The organism is Gelidibacter japonicus, from assembly GCF_010725055.1.
Classification (GTDB): Bacteria; Bacteroidota; Bacteroidia; order Flavobacteriales; family Flavobacteriaceae; genus Gelidibacter; species Gelidibacter japonicus.
Genome location: NZ_BJKB01000027.1, coordinates 15,563 through 34,586 on the forward strand (window position 1 = coordinate 15,563; position 19,024 = coordinate 34,586).

At 36.9% G+C, this 19,024-nt stretch carries 16 protein-coding genes; 3 read left to right on the forward strand and 13 right to left on the reverse strand.

Going from position 1 to position 19,024, the window contains the following annotated elements; genetic code table 11:
* Positions 1–35 precede the first annotated feature (35 nt).
* The 7 genes from G6N06_RS18615 to G6N06_RS18645 form a co-directional block, all read right to left on the reverse strand.
* Positions 36–1,574 (reverse strand): N-acyl-D-amino-acid deacylase family protein, encoded by a 1,539-nt coding sequence (locus G6N06_RS18615; RefSeq protein WP_205334801.1) that lies wholly within the window; start codon positions 1,572–1,574, stop codon positions 36–38.
* Positions 1,575–1,621: 47 nt separating this feature from the next.
* Positions 1,622–2,980 carry a serine hydrolase domain-containing protein gene (locus tag G6N06_RS18620; RefSeq protein ID WP_163518209.1) on the reverse strand — a complete coding sequence of 453 codons (1,359 nt, stop codon included), beginning with the start codon at positions 2,978–2,980 and terminating at the stop codon, positions 1,622–1,624.
* 4 nt (positions 2,981–2,984) lie between these two features.
* A complete protein-coding gene (locus G6N06_RS18625) occupies positions 2,985–4,013 on the reverse strand; it encodes a dipeptide epimerase (protein WP_163518210.1) in 1,029 nt (342 codons plus the stop codon).
* A complete protein-coding gene (locus G6N06_RS18630; RefSeq protein WP_163518211.1) occupies positions 4,013–5,425 on the reverse strand; it encodes a RagB/SusD family nutrient uptake outer membrane protein in 1,413 nt (470 codons plus the stop codon). The genes G6N06_RS18625 and G6N06_RS18630 overlap by 1 nt, the downstream gene beginning before the upstream one ends.
* 10 nt (positions 5,426–5,435) lie before the next feature.
* Entirely contained in the window at positions 5,436–8,702 is a 3,267-nt protein-coding gene (locus tag G6N06_RS18635; RefSeq protein WP_163518212.1) for a SusC/RagA family TonB-linked outer membrane protein, read from the reverse strand.
* A 168-nt stretch (positions 8,703–8,870) separates the two neighbouring features.
* Positions 8,871–9,995 carry a FecR family protein gene (locus G6N06_RS18640; RefSeq protein WP_163518213.1) on the reverse strand — a complete coding sequence of 375 codons (1,125 nt, stop codon included), beginning with the start codon at positions 9,993–9,995 and terminating at the stop codon, positions 8,871–8,873.
* A 112-nt stretch (positions 9,996–10,107) separates the two neighbouring features.
* Positions 10,108–10,665 carry an RNA polymerase sigma factor gene (locus G6N06_RS18645; protein ID WP_163518214.1) on the reverse strand — a complete coding sequence of 186 codons (558 nt, stop codon included), beginning with the start codon at positions 10,663–10,665 and terminating at the stop codon, positions 10,108–10,110.
* Between the two features lie 109 nt (positions 10,666–10,774).
* Between G6N06_RS18645 and G6N06_RS18650 the strand changes: the two genes are divergently transcribed.
* The 3 genes from G6N06_RS18650 to G6N06_RS18660 all read left to right on the forward strand — a co-directional run bounded on the left by G6N06_RS18650 (position 10,775) and on the right by G6N06_RS18660 (position 11,797).
* Entirely contained in the window at positions 10,775–11,191 is a 417-nt protein-coding gene (locus tag G6N06_RS18650; protein WP_163518215.1) for an RNA polymerase sigma factor, read from the forward strand.
* Positions 11,192–11,194: 3 nt separating this feature from the next.
* A complete protein-coding gene (locus G6N06_RS20165) occupies positions 11,195–11,443 on the forward strand; it encodes a sigma factor-like helix-turn-helix DNA-binding protein (protein ID WP_371865873.1) in 249 nt (82 codons plus the stop codon).
* Between the two features lie 177 nt (positions 11,444–11,620).
* Complete coding sequence (locus G6N06_RS18660; RefSeq protein WP_163518217.1) at positions 11,621–11,797, forward strand: BF3379 family histone-like protein; 177 nt, start codon at positions 11,621–11,623, stop codon at positions 11,795–11,797.
* A gap of 139 nt (positions 11,798–11,936) precedes the next feature.
* Here the strand turns inward: G6N06_RS18660 and G6N06_RS18665 are convergent, their stop codons facing one another.
* The 6 genes from G6N06_RS18665 to G6N06_RS18690 all read right to left on the reverse strand — a co-directional run bounded on the left by G6N06_RS18665 (position 11,937) and on the right by G6N06_RS18690 (position 18,946).
* Positions 11,937–13,460 (reverse strand): class I SAM-dependent DNA methyltransferase, encoded by a 1,524-nt coding sequence (locus G6N06_RS18665; protein ID WP_163518218.1) that lies wholly within the window; start codon positions 13,458–13,460, stop codon positions 11,937–11,939.
* A 435-nt stretch (positions 13,461–13,895) separates the two neighbouring features.
* Positions 13,896–14,987, reverse strand: a complete 1,092-nt coding sequence (locus tag G6N06_RS18670; RefSeq protein WP_163518219.1) for a Fic family protein — start codon at positions 14,985–14,987, stop codon at positions 13,896–13,898.
* Between the two features lie 100 nt (positions 14,988–15,087).
* On the reverse strand, positions 15,088–16,359 hold the full coding sequence (locus tag G6N06_RS18675; protein WP_163518220.1) for a restriction endonuclease subunit S: 1,272 nt from the start codon (positions 16,357–16,359) through the stop codon (positions 15,088–15,090).
* 2 nt (positions 16,360–16,361) lie between these two features.
* Complete coding sequence (locus G6N06_RS18680; protein ID WP_163518221.1) at positions 16,362–16,778, reverse strand: PIN-like domain-containing protein; 417 nt, start codon at positions 16,776–16,778, stop codon at positions 16,362–16,364.
* Positions 16,775–17,491 (reverse strand): DUF433 domain-containing protein, encoded by a 717-nt coding sequence (locus tag G6N06_RS18685; RefSeq protein WP_240338109.1) that lies wholly within the window; start codon positions 17,489–17,491, stop codon positions 16,775–16,777. The genes G6N06_RS18680 and G6N06_RS18685 overlap by 4 nt, the downstream gene beginning before the upstream one ends.
* Positions 17,492–17,506: 15 nt before the next feature.
* The gene (locus G6N06_RS18690) at positions 17,507–18,946 is read right to left on the reverse strand and encodes a type I restriction-modification enzyme R subunit C-terminal domain-containing protein (protein WP_240338110.1); all 1,440 of its coding nucleotides are present in this window, start codon (positions 18,944–18,946) and stop codon (positions 17,507–17,509) included.
* Between the last annotated feature and the right edge of the window lie 78 nt (positions 18,947–19,024).

Genomic DNA, 19,024 nt, shown 5'->3' on the forward strand with positions numbered 1-19,024 from the left:
TATTGTATTAAAGAGTCATTTTTTTATCCTAAAACTTATTTCTCTTGAGCTTTTAACAACAAGCGGCCGTTTCGATTATTGGTTAATTGACCATTATCAATAGTGACTACTCCATTGACGATTACATAGTTTATGCCCGCAGGATATTGATGGGGGTCCTCAAAAGTGGCCATATCTTTAACAGTTTTAGGATCAAACAGCACCAAATCCGCATAGTAATTAATCGCGATACTACCCCTGCGTTTTAGCCCTAAAAGATCAGCAGGCATAGAGGTCATTTTCTTGATGGCTTCTTCCAATTTTAATAAGCCTCGATCTCGTACATAAACGCCCAAAACACGTGGAAATGTTCCATACGATCTCGGATGTGGATGACTGACCCCGATTTGGGATAATTTCCCATCAGAAGCAATCATTGTTTTTGGATGAATCATTATACGATCTACGTCTTTCTCATCCATAACATGATAAATCATTTGAGCGCCTCCATTGAGCTCTGCTTCAATTACCAGTTCTGCGGCATTTTCCGGTGTAGGTTCAAGACCTTCCATTTCAGTCCAGGTCAGCATGGTTTGACCCTCCAATTCTCTTTTCAACGGAAAATTTCGAAATTGTAACCGCTCAATTTCATGCCCCACTCTAACGTGAATGATGTTGTAAATTATTCCTTGCTTAATACTATCCCTCAATTTGGGATTAGCAATTCGATCTTTAAAAGCTTCAGTTCCTCCGGCTTTTGCCCAAGAAGGAACTAGAGCTGCCAAAGAGGTAGAGCTTGCAGTATATGGATATTGATCGAGCCGCACATCGAGTCCGGTAGAATTTGCCGAATCAATCATTTGAAGAGTTCTTTCACTCGCACCCCACATAGGAGCGCCCAACGCTTTATGATGCGTTAAAACAACTGTAATATCTGCTTGATCAGCAATCGTTATGACCTCCTGTACAGCTTCAATAAGATGTAAACTTTCATCACGAATATGCGAGGTGTAAAAGCCTCGATGTGTAGATGCCACTTTGGCAAGTTCTATAATTTCATCAGTCTTGGAAAAGGTTCCTGGTAGATAAGTAAGTCCAGTACTTAGCCCAAACGCTCCGTAATCCATGGCCTCATCAACCAAGGATTTCATTTGCTCTAGTTCCTCTGGGCTCGGTATTCTATTCTCCAATCCCATAACCTTCTTTCGGATAGTATTGTGTCCAATTTGGTAGCCGATATTAGGACCAAGTGAAAGTTGAGCAAGAGAATCCAAATAACTTATAAAATGGGTTGGTCCTCCTCCATCTGGGCCTCCAAGCAACAAAGTGACGCCCTGTCTTAAGGCACTTTCCGCAGTCGGCATCTGAGGCAAATCTGAAATATGGGCATGAAGATCTATAAAGCCGGGTGCAACCGCTAAACCTTTGGCATCAATAACTCTTTTTGCTTTCGCACCATTCAAATCTCCTATAGCTTCAATTTTATCCCCAATAACCCCAACATCTGTTTTTATGGGGACACTTCCTGAGCCGTCATAGACCATTCCGTTCTTAATAAGAAGGTCATAATCTTGGGCACTTAGTTTGGAAACCAAGGATATTAATATTAAGAAAAAACATGTTTTAAATGAGATCATAAGTATTACTGATTATCAGATTTAACAAAATTAGTAATGATATCGACCAATGCTGCCTTATCCTCCAAACCAAGCTTTGTGTACTGTTTGGAAAGAGATTCTAAATCGGTAACATGCCATTGTGCGTCCAGGGATTTTTCATACCAGGACTTCATTTTTTCTTTATTCAAATGACAAATTTCCTTTTTCAAGATATCAATCCCTATTTGCTGAGGGAATTGTAATGGCTTGCCATTTAAATAATCATCAACAGCTTTTCTGATTTTTTTGATATACGGCGAATACGTATTATTTAAGATAACCACTAAACTTTTGTCATCCAAATACCTTTTAATATATGCCAAATTTCCAGCCCAACTCCCGGTGTGATACACCACTTTTCCAAGACTATCGTTTTCAACAATATGCCAGCCAAATCCATAATCTGATGGGTCTTCTTTTGGTGGATAAGCTTGAAACGTCAACTCTTTCCCTTTATCGTGCAACAAACGATTTGTATATAAAATACTATCCCATTTGATAAGATCGTCCACACTGGATGACAATCGGCCCGATCCCAATCTTCCACTTAAAAAATGGTAATAGTATTTGCCTGCTTGATCCTCAGGTCTATCATATTGACAGGTCTCAGGATTGATTAAATAACCAGGGGCATAATCGGTCAATTTCCAAATCTCATCACGATCATAAAAGGCGGTATTCTTCATCTCGGCCACATCAAAAACCTGATCCTTTAAGTACTCATCTAATGGTTTTCCACTAACGGCATGGACGATTTCTGCCAGTAATATATAACCAGAATTGGAATAATGGTATTTTGTACCAGGTTGACTTATCAACTGCGGCTTATCAAGTTTAAAATATCTAACAATATCGCTATTTGTGGCAATTTTGGTGGTATCCCAAGTTTTTCGGAAATGGCTTTCGTAATCAGGAAGTCCCGAGGTATGTGTAAGAATATGTTTAATGGTAATGTTAGCGTATGGAAAATCGTCTCCGAGATATTTTTGAAGATGATCCTCTAAAGATAATTTTTTCTCCTGTTCCAGAAGAAGAATGGCGAAGGCAGTAAACTGTTTAGATACCGATGCAACCTCCATAGCGGTTTCAGCAAGGAAAGGCGTTTCCATTGAAAAATTTGCTGTTCCATAACCCTTTTTCAAGATTAACTTACCCTCCTTCTTTACCCCGACGGCACCATTGAACATACCTTTGTCATGTAACGCTTTAAAAAAAGAGTCAAGAACAATATCAGTTTTGATCTCAACGGATTGTGGTATTTCTTTCTTTTTTGTGTCACCGCATCCGATAATAAATCCCAAAAACATCAATACTAAAGAAAATCTAACTATCGTGTTGTTCATAATTTTAGATACTTGACCAGTTAGGCTTTATTAGACCTATTCCTGGTTCATTATTTAATTGAATCGTTCCATTTTCAACTTTATGGGCCTGATACGGATCATTGGTCACTCCCAAATTACCGTCAAGATCAATCCATTCTGCTAAATCACCCAATTGGCATGCTGCCGCAATAGCACAAGAGGTTTCAGACATACAGCCTAACATCACCTTTAAACCAATAGTCTTAGCCATAACCGCCATATGATAGGCTTCCCTTAATCCCGTTGCTTTCATCAATTTAATATTTACACCGTGATAATAGTTACTTGCGGATTTTAAGTCAGACAAGCGCTGGAGGCCTTCATCCCCAATAATTGGCAATGGGGAGTGGGCAGCGAGCCATTCCATGTCCTTATAAGCAGCCTTTGGCATAGGTTGTTCAATAAGCTGAACGTTCTCATTTTTCAACCACTGAATTTTATCTAAGGCAAGGTATTTATCCGTCCATCCTTGATTTGCATCAATAAACAAAGGCTTTTGGGTAGTGCTGCGGACGGTGGAAATAATATCTTCATCATTGTCCGCACCCAATTTTATTTTTAAAATCTGAAAACTCTCGGCCTCTTTTACCCTTTTAAAAATAATATCTGGCGTATCGATTCCTATGGTTTTACTGGTCAAAAGATCTTTAGCTGGCAATCCAAAATAAGAATGAATAGGCAATTGGATCATTTTTCCAATCAAATCATGCAAAGCAATATCAATTGCAGCTTTAATGGCCGTGTTACCAGGGGCTATCCCATCGATAGTCTGCAAGATGTGTTCTAAGTCAAACGGATCCTTGAATTGCGACATATCAATACGCGTTATAAATTTAGTCGCGCTTATCACACTTTCTCCATAAACGGGAGGCATTGACGCTTCGCCATATCCGCTATAGGCATCGAAATCTATTTTTATAAGAACAACCGGGGTCGAGCTTCTAACGCCCCCGGCAATTCTAAACCTATGTTTTTTTATTAAGATGTAAGGTTTAAAGCTTAAGGTAAACATTAATATCCTGGGTTCTGTTTCATGTCAGGATTTGCATTTAATTCGCTCAAAGGAATAGGTAAAATAAATTTATCATTTGGATAGCTCTCTTCAGTTTTGTTGTCACTCTGAATCATCGTGACATTGCGCTTATTTCTGTTAAGGTCAAAAAGTCTATGTCCTTCAAAGGCAAGTTCCTTTCTTCTTTCCAATAATATCAAATCCATTAAATCCTCTCCCGTTTCGGTGACTGGTACAGCAGTAGGTTTTGCTCTTTTCATGACGGTGAGTAAATCCTCTTGAGCCAATGTAGGCTGTTCAGTTTTAGCATATGCTTCTGCACGGATAAGGTATTGCTCAGCCAAACGAAAAATCCTGAGGTTATCATCATGTTCAGTTCCCTTTGGAAATTTACCCACAAAATTGGCATCTTGCTCCGCACCAGGTTTGGCTCCTTGGATAATCGCATTTAACCTGATGTCATCTGGATCGTAGGTATTAATTATATCCAGAGGCACCAAAGCATCAGCATAACCTTTGACGTGGAAAAAATGTCCCAATCCATTGGTACCCGAATTATCTGAAACCGTATTTACAATTTCAAAAATCGATTCCGAATTAAAGTCGTTTGCCCATAAGTCGGCATATTGATCGTGATCAATGAGTTGAAATGTTCCACTGTTAATGACTTGGGTACTATATGTTATTGCCGCATCATAATCCTCTTGATACAAAGCAACTCTTGCAGCCAAGGCTTTTGCTCCGCCCACCGAAAATTTACCATTCTTTTTAGACGCTGACATTTTATTTATAGCCGTCTCTATGTCACTATTAATTTGCTTATAAACATTTTTTACATTATCTCTTGGAGGAGAAATTCGTTCGTTATAAACCTGGTTAATTATTGGAATGCCTAAATGGCTTGCATCAGAGGTGAAATTATAAGGTTGTGCAAATAGCCTCACCAAGTCAAAATGTGCAAGCGCTCTTAAGGCATAGGCTTCACCTACCAATTGATCAAATAACGCTTGTTGCTCGGTTGAACCCGATTTCAATTTCTCTCCTCCTTCAATTACACGTGATGCGTTTGCCAATACAGAATACAATTTGATCCACAAGCCTTCGACATACGAATCTCGTTCACTTACGACAAAGTTGTCAAAGTCAAGATATCGACCCGTATTTCGCGAGCTCAAAAATAAGTTATCCGCCATTAACTCGGGAATTACATAAATACTCCGTCCATAATAATTGCTACTTTGCAATTCGCTATAGACACCATTTAATGCTGTTTTTAGTGTGTTCTCGTCAATTACCGCATTCTCTGCCGGTACATTCTGTTCCGGATCTATTTCTAAAAAGTTATCACTACAAGAAAATATTGTAATACTCATTAGGATGCTTAGTGCTATATATTTTAGTTTCTTATACATACTTTTAATTTTATAATGAAATATTCAACCCTATTAAAAACTGGCTCGATACAGGAATCCTTAAATCGGATTGGCCTCCAATGCCGACCTCTGGATCAACTTCAATGTTTTTGTCTTTTACCCAAGTCAACAAATTACTGGCTTTTAAATAGATTTTAAATTCGTTAACAGCCATCTTTTTAGTTATGGCATCAGACAGTGAATACCCTAAACTGACATCTCTTAAACGCAAATAGGTACCGTCATATAAAAATCGCGTAGAATGCTGACTTGAAAGCCCTGATTGTTTGTTTCCATAAACCACTTTTGGAACATTGGTCACATCACCTGGTTTTTGCCAGCGATTATTATAAATGTTTCTGGTCATATTCCCTCGATCATTTAAACGTGCACTACCATCACTGCTGGTATATCGGCCCCAAGGATCATATACTTTATTGCCATAATTTAGATATAATAAGAAGGAAAAACTTAAATTCTTATAGGTAAACGTATTGGTAAGTCCTGCAAAGAAATCCGGTAAGGCGCTCCCCTGATTATAAGGCTGCGCCTCACTGTATTGATTTGTTGTCTGAGATTCCGAACTGTCAACATACCAAAGAGCGTCGCCATTGTCAGGATCTGCACCAGCAAAGCCTGGCATATAGAAAGTATAAAAATCACCACCTATCTCTCGGATATAATTATCGTCAACTATCGCTTGTCCATCTTTTAACTTGGTAATTTCATTGGAATTGGAAGTAAAATTAAAATTCGTCAACCAACTGAACCCATCCTGATTATCAAAATTGATTGTATTTAAGGCCAGTTCGATTCCTGAATTTGTCATCTCACCGATATTATCAAAATAGGTCGTGAGACCGTTTGTAGCTGAAATTGGAACTCTAAATAACAAATCGGTAGTGGTACGGTGATAATACTCAACGGTTCCACTAATTCTATTAATAAGATTAAAGTCGATTCCTACGTTAAACGGTTTGTTTTTTTCCCAAGTAAGATTTTTATTAATCTGCTGGCTATAAATATAGCCTGGCTCACCATCATAATCAGCACCTGTTGAATAAAGTCCTCGGGAAGCAAAATCCCCAATTTCTTGATTCCCGTTAATTCCATAACTCGTTCTCAATTTTAAATTCGTTATGACATTAGAATCTTCCAAAAACTTCTCTTTAGTAATATTCCATGCTAATCCCACCGATCCAAAATTGGCATACCGAACGTCAGATCCAAATCGGGAAGATCCATCTCTCCGCGCCGTCGCATTAAAATAATATTTATTCATTAAGGCGTAGCTGACATTAAAGAAGTAGGAGGAAATGGAAGAAGCTGTTTTTGTACTGGATGCCTCTCTGTATACAGAGGCATTGCTTAATGTGGTCAATCCAGGCGCACCATAATTACTGGCAAAGGCAAACAGTGAACTTTCATTGATTTTCTGAGCTTCCTGCCCTAATAGAAAATTAAAATTATGATCGTTGTTAAGCCTTAAGTTATATTTCAAAAGGTTGGTAATATTATAATTCAGTATTTTGTTGTCAAATGCCCTACCGCGACCACCATCGTTTCTACCTTCTCCAAAATCAGGATTGTCAAATCGAAATTCATCCGCAAGATTAAAATCAAAATTGCCTTTTGTCTCAAAACTCAAGTTTTTAGTCAAATCATACTTTAAACTTAAATTGGCCAATACGCCATATAATTTTGTTTCTCTTATATTCTTCTCAACCAATCCCACAGGATTATAGGTTAATAATATATCTGTATTATAAGAACCATCTTCATTATAGACTGGTTCCCACGGAACAGTCCTTAACATAGCTCTAACCGGGTTGGCTGCATTACCTGCATCACTATTAGAGTGAAGAATTTGATGACTTAACCCAACGCCGAAATCGATATTAAACTTATCGGTAGCTTGATGGTTAATATTGACCCGCGAATTGAACTTTTTATAGTCAATACCAATGACCACAGCTTCCTGGTCATAGTATCCCACGGAGGCATAAAATTTGGTGTTTTCGTTTCCTCCATTTGCACTCAAATTATATTGTTGGTACAAGCCTTGTCGGGTAATTACATCTACCCAATCCGTATCAACATTAGGATCTACATTATTTAAGATAAAATCAGTAGCATCTGCCATTGATTCACCGGTATTTACCCTACTTTCAATCAACAATTCAATATGTTGCTTAGAATTTAACGGGCGCATTCTATCTGGCAAAATCACATTACTGATTCCACTTTGAACGTTCACGTCAAATCGGGTTTTGCCTTCTTTACCTTTTTTGGTGGTGATCAATATAACTCCGTTACCACCTCGCGATCCATATATAGCAGTTGCCGATGCATCCTTTAAAACCGTAATATTAGCAATATCATTGGGGTTAAGACCTGCAATAGTATTGGAGTTAGTACCAATATTGGCAATATTCCCCGAAACCACTGGAATTCCATCAATAACATATAAGGGATCAGAACTTGCGTTGATGGAGCCAATCCCTCTGATTCTGATATCGGGCGCAGAGCCTGGTTGTCCACTTTTAGTTGACATTTGCAATCCAGCCACATTTCCTTGTAAGCTTTCCTGAAAAGATGCCAAAGGTGTTTCTTCTACCGCCTTAAGATCAACCTCAACAGCTGCACCAGTATAAGATGACTTGCTTTGCCTATCATAAGCTACGATGATGACTTCATCAAGATCCGCAGCACTTTCGTTCAATACAATAGTAATTTGTGACATTCCTTTTACGCTCATCTCTTTAGTGACATAGCCCAAATAGGATATGACCAATATCGCATTATCATCTGTCAAGCTTATTGAGAAATTCCCATCAAAATCAGTTTGTGTTCCATTTGTTGTTCCCTTTTCAATAATATTGGCTCCTATCATCGGTTCCCCTTGATGATCGGTTACAGTGCCGGACACCTTGTAGTTCTGAGTCGCCATTGGCCCAGGCAATATCATTTTGGGAATTTCAGTTATCACAATGGTGTTGTTTTGTGATACTTCAAACTTGACATCACTATGGGCAAAACTTTGTTTTAATAACCGAGAGATCGGAATAATCCCTTTTTTTAATTGCACTTTTGGTGCGTAGGTAAATAAATCTTGTGGGTAGAGGAAGCGATACTTGGTTTGATTCTGAATGATATTAAAAACCTCGTCCACAGAAACCTCCTTGTCCATGTCTATAGTTACCTGTTCTTGAGAAAACGAATCTGTTGTTGTGAAGCTAAATACCGTTGTACATAATAAGAGGATGAATGTTCTCATAATTAGAAATAGCAGCCGCTTTGGTACGTTAAAACCCAGCTTGGTTAATTTAATTTTCATAAATTTGCTTTGTATTAGTTAGACATTAGTTTGATTACTACACTATAGAGGGACGAAGCCGAGTCACCGCAAAATGTTTCGCTTCGCTCTCTCTTTTTATTATTTATTTTATTTTAAAATCACTGTTTTATTATTGATTTCATAATTTTCGATAATTCCAAAGTTTTTGATAGCTTCTATAATTTCTTCTATATTCTGATCTCTTCCCAAAACTCCATTGAAGCCCGCATTTTCAAGCTTCTTATTTTCAAAAATCACCTCAATATCATACCAACGTGATAACACTTTCATAATCTCTCCCAATGGTTTTCTACGGAAACTAAAAATACCATCCTTCCATGATATTTCATTGTAAACGTTCACCTCCATAACCGACATATTGCCATTTGAAATATTGAGAACCATTTGTTGGCTCGGCGCTAATTTTTCTTCAACAGCCCCAGCAATAAACAAAACTTCACCCTCAACTAAAGTGGTATAGATATGTTCCTCATCCTTATAGGCTTTAACATTAAACTCCGTCCCCAACACCTCTATAATCTGAGATTTATTGTTGACTCTGAATCCACTTCCGGCATGTTCAATACTTGAAGAAACATCAAAATAAGCCTCTCCATATACAAGTTCAACTTGTCGGGTTTCTCCTTCCACAAAACTTACAGGATATTTTAGTTGTGAATCGGAATTCAACCATACTTGTGTACCATCGGACAAAACAACATTATACTGTCCACCTATTGGAACAGTTATATAATTATAAGTGAGACTTTTGCGTGTGTTTGTGGTTTTATTGTAGATTATTTCTTCACCATTACTACTTGCATTCTGTGTTTCATATTTTTTCCCCTTTTCCAATACCACCACGGAGCCATCTTCTAATGTCAAAGTAGCCTTGTCGGTACCAACTGAAATGTCACTATGTACAACGGTTGGTTCAGAGTTCTGAAGCGAATCTCTATTAAACATAATGGTAAGTGCGACCAAAAGCGCAATGGATGCAGCAACGCCAAATTTCCAATAAGCTTGGGATTTCTTTCTTTTAGATATTTTCTGAGATAACTTTTGCCATGCTTTTTCAACATCAATGTTATCTAGCTCTTGGGAATAATTATCTTTAAGACGATTAAAATAGGATCTATGAACAGCGGATTCGTGATACCATTGATTAAAGATTATAGCTTCTTTTTTAGTAAGCTTACCGTTGAGTTTTTTAATTAAAATTTTAAAGTCCATAATGATCCTTTTGCCAGGTCTTTATTAAATAGACAACGGAACATTAAGAATGGGTGACAAATTTTTAGAAAAAAGAAAAGATTTCATGAAAATCCTCAGCTAAGTGTGAGAATTATTGATACAATTCTAATAGAATAAGGATGCAAGTTAATGAGTCAGTAATTTTTATCTTTGCTCTTTTTAACTGTGTCTTTACGGTATTCACAGAAATGTCAAGTTCTGCAGCAATGTCCTTGTATTTATAATCATGTAGAAATTTAAGTCTTACAATTTGTTGCATTTTATCAGGAAGTGAATCTACAATTTTAAGAATTTGATGATAAACAATTTCCTTGTCGTCTTCTGAAGCCGAATCAAAAACATGTTCAGTGATTAGACTAATATTGAATTCTAAAATCTCAAAGTTGCCAGTTATCTTTAAGGATTTTAAGAAATTTAGACAACGATTTCTAACCATTCGATAAACATAAGCCTGTAACGACGAGGTGATGTTAATCTTATCCGGTTTTTCCCAAATATAAATAAAGACTTCTTGAACGACATCCTCGCTTGATTGTTTATCAAATAGATATCCATTGGCGTAAATAACCAAATCCTCATAATTCTTGTTGAAAAAGTTTTTGAAAACCTGTCGGTTTCCTTTTTTTATTTCATCAATGATTAGATTCATCAGTTTAATAAAGTTTTAGTATTTGACAAATCTATAAAAAAGAAGTTGACCGCGAGTTTATTGTGCAAAAACATTCTGCCTTCTTTTAAATCTATATCCGCTGAATATTTTGGGTATTGAACCCAAATTATTCAAAATACCTACATCAAATAGAGAAGCAAAGGTGGGCAATGAACACTTGATCTCCACATTAATGGAAGGCAATAGGAATGCCTATAATTTTCTAGTGGAAAATTACCATGATAGGATTTTCAACTACGCATTATCGTTAACTAATAACTATGCTCTAACCCAAGATTTGATTCAGAATGTTTTTTTAAAAACCTGGGAACACCTAAACAAGTTAAATCCAATCTACCCCATTAAAAGTTTTCTTTACAAAGCGGCTTACAATGAGTTTGTAAATCTGTATCATAAAAACTTAGCCATTTCTAAAGTTGAATCCAAATTCATTGAAGCTATTGATAGTATGACTTCAGAAGAAAATGAAGAGATTATGGAAAAGAAAAAAGCTATTGTCTTTTAAGAAATACATAAACTTCAACCAAAGTGTAGAGAGGTGTTTTTGATAAGCAAAACAGAAGGACTTACAAATCCTGAAATCGCCACTCATATGGGTATTTCTATAAAAGCTGTAGAAGCTCAAATCACTATGGCTTATTCCACCCTCAGAAAAAATTGTATTGCAAAGCATCATACTATTGTTTTTTTTAGTATTCGGATATCAGTTAAGGTCAAAGGGCTAATATTTAGCCAAGAACTCAGTCCTCTTCTTTAGAAGTGATTTTATATAAAAAAAAGAACATAAAACTTGTAGTTATTTTAATTTACTCCTCATTCTTTGTGCACACTGATTGCAAACAAGTGCCAGTATCAATTATTTTCGGCACAATTGTAGATATTAAAGCTGAAAAACTATATTTTCGTCCTTCTAAAAATTTAAAACTCAAATCTTATGAAAGAACTTATTGAAAACATGCAAAGCACTTACGAATCGTTTGAAAGTGACGCTAAATTACAATTGGAAAGCGGAAATAAATCAGCGGGAACAAGAGCGAGAAAAGCGTCATTGGCCTTAGAGAAATTATTGAAGGAATTCCGTAAGGTTTCAATTGCGGAATCAAAGAAATAACCATTAAGTATCCAGTAGGAATTCTACTCAAAACGGTTATAGTTTAATGCTTATAATAACCCAATTAAATCAAAAACCCCTTCAACCTTGGAGGGGTTTTATAATATATTTGATATTCTATAGTTTTAAATAGTCAGCCTCATTCCGCCTCCCCATTAATCGTTTCCATGATTTCCCTAAAACTGTTCAGTCCAGCTTCAATATTCTCGATGATCTCGGCGGCAAGGATATCCGGGTCTGGAAGGTTGTCCAAATCGGTTAGGCTTTTGTCCTTTAGCCAGAAGATGTCCAAACTGGTTTTATCCCTTGTAATAATATCATCATAGCTATATTTACGCCATCTTCCGTCTTCATTGTCCTCACTCCAGGTTTCTTCACGTTTGTGAATGTTTTTACCATTATAAAGCTCGATAAACTCTTCCAAGTTTTCCTGGCGCATCGGATTCTTTTTAGGCGTATGATGCACATTGGTCCTGTAATCATAAAACCAAATATCTTTGGTCCAGGCCTCTTTACTTGCTGGTTTGTTATTGAAAAACAAAACGTTTGCTTTGACACCTTGTGCGTAAAAGATACCTGTTGGCAATCTCAGAATTGTGTGGAGCTCTGTGGTTTTTAGCAATTGTTTTCTAACCTCCTCACCTGCGCCACCTTCAAACAACACATTGTCAGGAAGTACGACTGCTGCCTGACCATCTATTTTTAATTGCGTTTTTATATGCTGCAGAAAGTTTAACTGCTTATTGGAGGTTGTTTCCCAAAAGTCCTGACGGTTATAACTCAGATCCTCCTTGACGATATCACCCTGCTCATTGGTAAAGGTCATGCTGCTTTTTTTACCAAACGGCGGGTTTGCCAATACATAATCATATCTGTTGCCATCGTCGGCTATAAGGGCATCATTTGGATTGATGAACGATTCGCCGTCAATTTCCCCTATATTATGCAAGTACATATTCATTAAACACATTCTACGGGTGTTGGCTACAATCTCGTTGCCATGAAAGGTTTTATTTTTTAAAAACTCCTTCTCTTCTCTGTCTAATGCGTTATTGTCTACAATCCAGTCGTAGGCAGCCAAAAAGAAGCCCCCCGTACCACAGGCTGGATCTACAATGGTTTTCATGGGTTTGGGCTGCACACAGGCCACCATGGTTTTGATCAACGCCCTCGGTGTAAAATACTGTCCAGCACCACTTTTTGTGTCTTCTGCGTTTTTCTCCAAAAGACCTTCGTAGATTTTACCTTTGATATCGGCACCCATCAGGGACCAATCTTCTTTGTCAATGAGGTTGATGACTTTAAGCAGTTTGGCTGGATCTTGGATTTTATTCTGACTCTTGGTGAAAATCTGACCCAATGTGCCTTTTTCCGTGGACAGCGTTCGCAAAAGCTGACTATAAAAAGATTCTAATTCTGCACCTCTCTTCCCTGATAGTGTTTCCCAATTGGCGGTCTCACCATCTTCAATTTCATTGCCATCAACATCCTTTAGCTTTGGGAAGAGCAAGCCTTTATTATAAGGTGGTTTATTGAGCTCATCTGCCATTTTAAGGAATAGCAAATAAGTGATTTGTTCTAAATAATCACCATAACCTACACCATCGTCACGCAGTACGTTGGCGAGGTTCCATATTTTTGAAATGATACTTGAATCTGTCATTTATTATTTTTTATTTTTTTTCTGCTTTAATTTTTTCCAACAACACACTTGCAGGTTCGTGATTTTTATCTTCTTTACAGGTTACAATTTCTTCTTCACTTAACAAGGTGCCTTCCAATTTTTTTAAGAATGCTTTGACGAAGCGCTTCTACTTCTAATAAACTTTCTTTTATGCTTTCTTCTATTTTATCGTTGACGGATAAACGGGATTCTATTTCTTGGACGATCTGGTGTTGTTCATGAAGGTCTGGAAATGGAACAAAAGTTTCCTTTATAGATTTCACTCCTTCACAACCTTGTCCAGTATTTCCTATTTCCGAACCAAAAAACTGCTGGGCTACCAGCCATTTAACCTTATAGTTTTGTAACTTATATTTTTAATAATGTAAGTTGCAAATTGTTTTGTGGCTCATAGATGATTTGCAACCTCATTTGCTAATCATTTACTATAGACAGTAATCTTTTAAAAGCATAAATAGTTGGTCTCCTACCTGCGCCCGCTTCTGCAATAACAAGAATATTTTCTTTCACTAAAATATCTAAAAGCCGTGTTGTACTCGATTTTGGAATACCAGAATTTTTCGAAAAATAGTTGGAGGAAAATATGGGTTGAATAAAAATAGTATCCAAACAATGAACCGCATATTGGCTATGGGTGCTTTCTATTATTTCTTTTTTAACCTCCTCGTATAGATTGATAATTGCTCTTGTTTTGTTTATATTCTTTTCCGCCTGAACAATAATAGCATTTAGAAAAAACCGAATCCAATTTGTCCAAACCCCACTATCTGTAATATTTTTTAAGGCATCATAATACTCAGACCTGTGATTTTCCAAATAATCACTGAGATAAAAAACAGGTTCATGTATTATTTTTTTATGATACAAGAATAAGGGAATTAGGATCCGTCCCATTCTACCGTTTCCGTCCAAAAATGGATGAATTATCTCAAACTGTGCATGTACAATCGCCAATTGAACAATCACATCCAATTCTTCATGATGCATATATTTTTCCCAGTTGCCCAGTGCCTCCATCATAACTGGAACTGTTGGCGGTACAAATCTGGCATCATCTATAGTAGACCCTGGTGTGCCAATAAAGTTTTGAATACGTCTAAAATTACCTGGATCAGCACTGCTACCTCTAACGTCACGCATTAAAGTTTCGTGCATTTTACGAATTAGGTTTAGCGTAAGTGGGATACTTTGCATCTGCTCTCTTCCTTCCTTTAAGGCAATACGATAATTTATAACTTCATAAATATCGTCTTTCTTGTATTCTTCAACATCTTGTTCTCCTTCAAACTGCAAAACATCTCTTAAAGAGGCTTGAGTCCCTTCAATTTTTGATGAGTGTACAGCTTCTTGTGTGCGTAATGGTGCTAAAAGCACATCGGGGTTGATAACTGATTGTAGAAGACCGTCATAACGGGCTATATATCTGTTCGCTTTGCCCATAAGGTCTATGAGCTTATGCCATTCTATATCCTCAATCGGTAATGTATGCGGTATGTAGGGTTTCATTTTTGTGACTTATGTATGAGCAACAATAATCTTTGCGACCCAAATATAGTGAAATATGATTCACAAATTGTTTTGTGATTCACAAATGAGTTACAAATTTTTAATTCTTATTCCCTGCTTTAATTTTCTCCAACAACACACTTGCCGGCTCATAGTCTCTATCTGCTTTGCAGGTTGCTATTTCTTCTTCACTTAACAAGGTGCCTTCAAATGCTTTTTTAAGAATACTTTGACGAAGCGCTTCTGCTTTTAACAAGCCTTCTTTAATGCTTTCTTCTACTTTATCGCAGACGGATAAGCGGGATTCGATTTCTCGGATGATATTTATTTGTTGTTTACGTTCTGGAAATGGTATTAACGTATTTTTTATGATTGATAAGTTTAAATTCGGTTGTACCCCTCCACTTGACAGCAATCTTATCTCTTCATAATTTTTGACAAAAAACCACTTTACAAATTTCTTTGAATCTTGATATTCTTCAAATAATGTAATGCCTGCGAGTGCTTGATTAGTGGCGGTATCAATATTTAACTCTGAGCATTTTCCACGTGTTTTTCCTTCACCATACATTGCAATTAATAAAGACCCTTTCGGAATTAATTTACAATTTGTCTGTTTAATGGCTTCTTCAGTAATTAATTCTGACGGCTCATTTACAAATTCGTTGTTAACAACTGTACTTGTAACCCAAGAAATTGTTCCATTTTCCCAAAATTTTGAATTCCCTCTTTTTGGAGTTGCACCAGTATTCACATCAGCTATTTCATTTATCTTTTTTGTAGTATAATCTCCCTCAAACGCTTTTTTCAACACCGCCTGTCTATAAATCACCAATTGCTCTTGTGCTTTTTTAAGGTCGGCAATACCGCTATCTAAACTGCTGAAGAGTTCTTCTATTTTGTTGACGATGAACTTTTGTTCGACTAATGGTGCAACAGGTATAATAAGTTTCTTTAATATTGTTTGACTAATGTTTGGTTGCGCACCGCCAATTCCTTGTTGTATTAAAAAATTTTTCTGAAAGAATAAAAAGTGATATAAATATTCCGATTTAAAAACCGAACTTTTATAAATCCCACAAATTGCTTGATTAGTAGCTGCATCAACACCTAAGGTGGCCATTTTTCCAATAGTTGCGCCATATAGAGCAAAAAGTAAAGTGCCTTTTGGAAACACCTTGGCACTCGAATTTTTTATTGCTTCTTCAGTGATATGTTCTTCTGAATCATAAATCACACCTCTGTCTAATTCACCTGATTTCACCCAAGGAATGTCGCCTGTATAATACGATTTATTTGCTCTACTTGGTGTTCCTCCGGACGTGGTAAAGCAAACTTCTCCCAACGGACTTTCAATCCAATCTTTTCTCATATTTATATAATCCGCTTCATTTTTCTATTTAAACTAAACTCATAACCAAATGGCTTTTTGTGAGTAGTTGCGATTTTACAAATTTCATCCCAATTTTTAGCTAAAGCTTGTGTCATTTCCCAAATGCTTAATCCATTTTTTTTACTCGGTCCTTTTAAGAAAAAAATGCCAACGTTATTCTTCTTAAATAAATCTAACTCATTTTTTCTTTTCGAAATTTTAATATCTTGGGTGATAACACAACTTCCTTCTTTTCCGATTTTTGGAACCCATTCCGTATCCTTCGATCCGCGTCCAAATGTATCTGGTAAGAATTTAACTTCTATATTTAGATTGGTTTTAAAGCCTTCAGGAAATTGAATGATTTGGAATCCCCTGGCTAAATGAGGTGGCATATTTTCGTCCAAGTATAAAATCATGCCGCATTACAATATTCTAAAGCATGAGTCACCTCTTCTTCAGATAATTGATAAACATGTGCAATATATTTGATTGGATCTCCGGCTTTATAATGATTGTGAATTATTTCAGGCTCAATATTTTTACCATCAATAATAGGGTGACCAAATTTTCGATTGGGATCAACCAAAATGGATTTATCTTTTCCGATAGGCCAAAAGCGTGACGCTAAATTGTCTTTGTCAAACTCGAGATTCACAAAGAACATTTGAATGATTTCAAGATTAAGCTGCTTTGTACCATTCAATATAATAATCCCATGTTTCGATTTTAGATAGATTTGCTTTCCATCGCTATGAATTCCCTCTATAACTTCTTTCAGAGCAAAGGGGAATGCCGTATTATACATTTGCGACAATTCGGAATGGGCTTTTAATACATTTTTAGTAGGAACCCCAGCTTCAGAAAATCTCATCATTATATAAAACTCGATGAATGTATGAAAGCTTACTGCTCTAGTACCATTCATCTGCCAAGAATATTGGGTGTCATATTCCCTGCCTAATTTACCATCCCAGTATTTGTTCATCCAAGTATAAACCTTTCCGTAAGGCACACGAAGAATCTGTGCAATTTCTGTTGCAGTATAAATCCCTAATCCTAATTTTGGTTTATTCTCGAAGTTCATTTGGTTTGAAGTATAGTTCAAATTTACGAGATTTTCCTTGTTCATTCGTACAAATTAACATTATGCGGCCAACACTTCATTAAGTTCATCAATAATCTCGTTCATTTGGTTGCCAAATAGCTGATACATTTTTCCTTTTCCGCCTTGGGAATCAAAAGGTGTATAATCCAAATCGTCTATTTCAATATGGTAACTACTTACCACGTGATCTTTGATCATGCGTAGCCAGTCCAATTGTTCAGTTGTAAAACGGTTATGCTGTCCTGCGTTTTGTTTAAAAATCCACTTTCTGAAATTTTCGTCAATGGTTTTATCGTAGGCTTTTAATTCGCTGTCAATACCACATGCTCTTCTAATCAAGGAGACCAATGCGGTTAATTCATCTTGAGGTTGTTTGCTTTTCACCTCTTCCAATGCTGAATAGGCATCCCACACGTAATCTGGTGCCAAGAGTGGCTTTTCAAGTTTGAGTTTCTCCATCACCTCTTTGATCATTTTAAATGTGATGTCTCTACGATTGTACGGTTGGTCGTAAAAAATACTCAGGGCTTTAATCTCGTCTTTGTTGGCTTCAAGGTATTCGGTAAAATCTTTTACCACTTGGGTGGCTTTATCTACCGATGTGGTATCCCATTCGCTTTTAATAATAGTGTCTATATTATGACTGTCTATAATTTGTTCGTGCTGTTTACGCACATTTTCCACATAGTCGTTAAAGGCGCCATTAAACGTTCTACTGGCTTCTAAAATTAACTGCCCCTGAGCTTTCTCTTTGGCTTCCTCAATCAGATCTGGTGTTCTGTCTTGAATAGGGATTTTATCTATCTCAATTTGCGCTTTGGCTTCAATGTCATCCTGGTCGAAAGCCGTAATCAACTCCTTGGTAATCTGTTTTAAGTTTTTACCTCCAGAAAACTCCAGGATTTTGTCCTTTTCCTTTTCTGTAATCTGTTTTTCCAATCGGATGAGTCGGTTGGCTAAGGACAAAAATAAATCTTCATCAACCACGCCCATGGCTACCGCTCCCAATAAATCTTTCATTGGCACCGTCGGTTTACGTTCCAGAGGTCTGCTATCTGTCTTTTTGGATTTGGTAGCACCTACTGCATCTACAATAACGAAGTGTGTTTTGCTTTTCGCCGTTCTTGTCACTAATTGTAAGGAATCAGTATTAATGGTTCGCGTACCACGCCCTTTCATTTGTTCAAAATAGTTGATGCTTTTAACATCTCGCATAAACAACAGCACTTCCAAAGGTTTTACGTCCGTTCCAGTAGCAATCATATCGACCGTTACCGCAATCCGTGGATAATAGGAGTTTCTAAAGCGGTTCAATACCGATTTAGGATCTTCTTCGATTTTATAGGTTACCTTTTTACAAAAGTCATTGCCTTCGTCAAATTCTTCACGAATAATTTTTATGATATCATCGGCGTGGCTGTCCGTTTTGGTGGATAGGACGGATAAAGTGAGCCACTCGCAGCGGATGAAAGTGAGCATAGCAAAGTAAGTGCTCAAAATCGATTCATCTGTGGTTAAATTTAGTGATTATTTTTTAGTTTTTTACGCATGGATTCT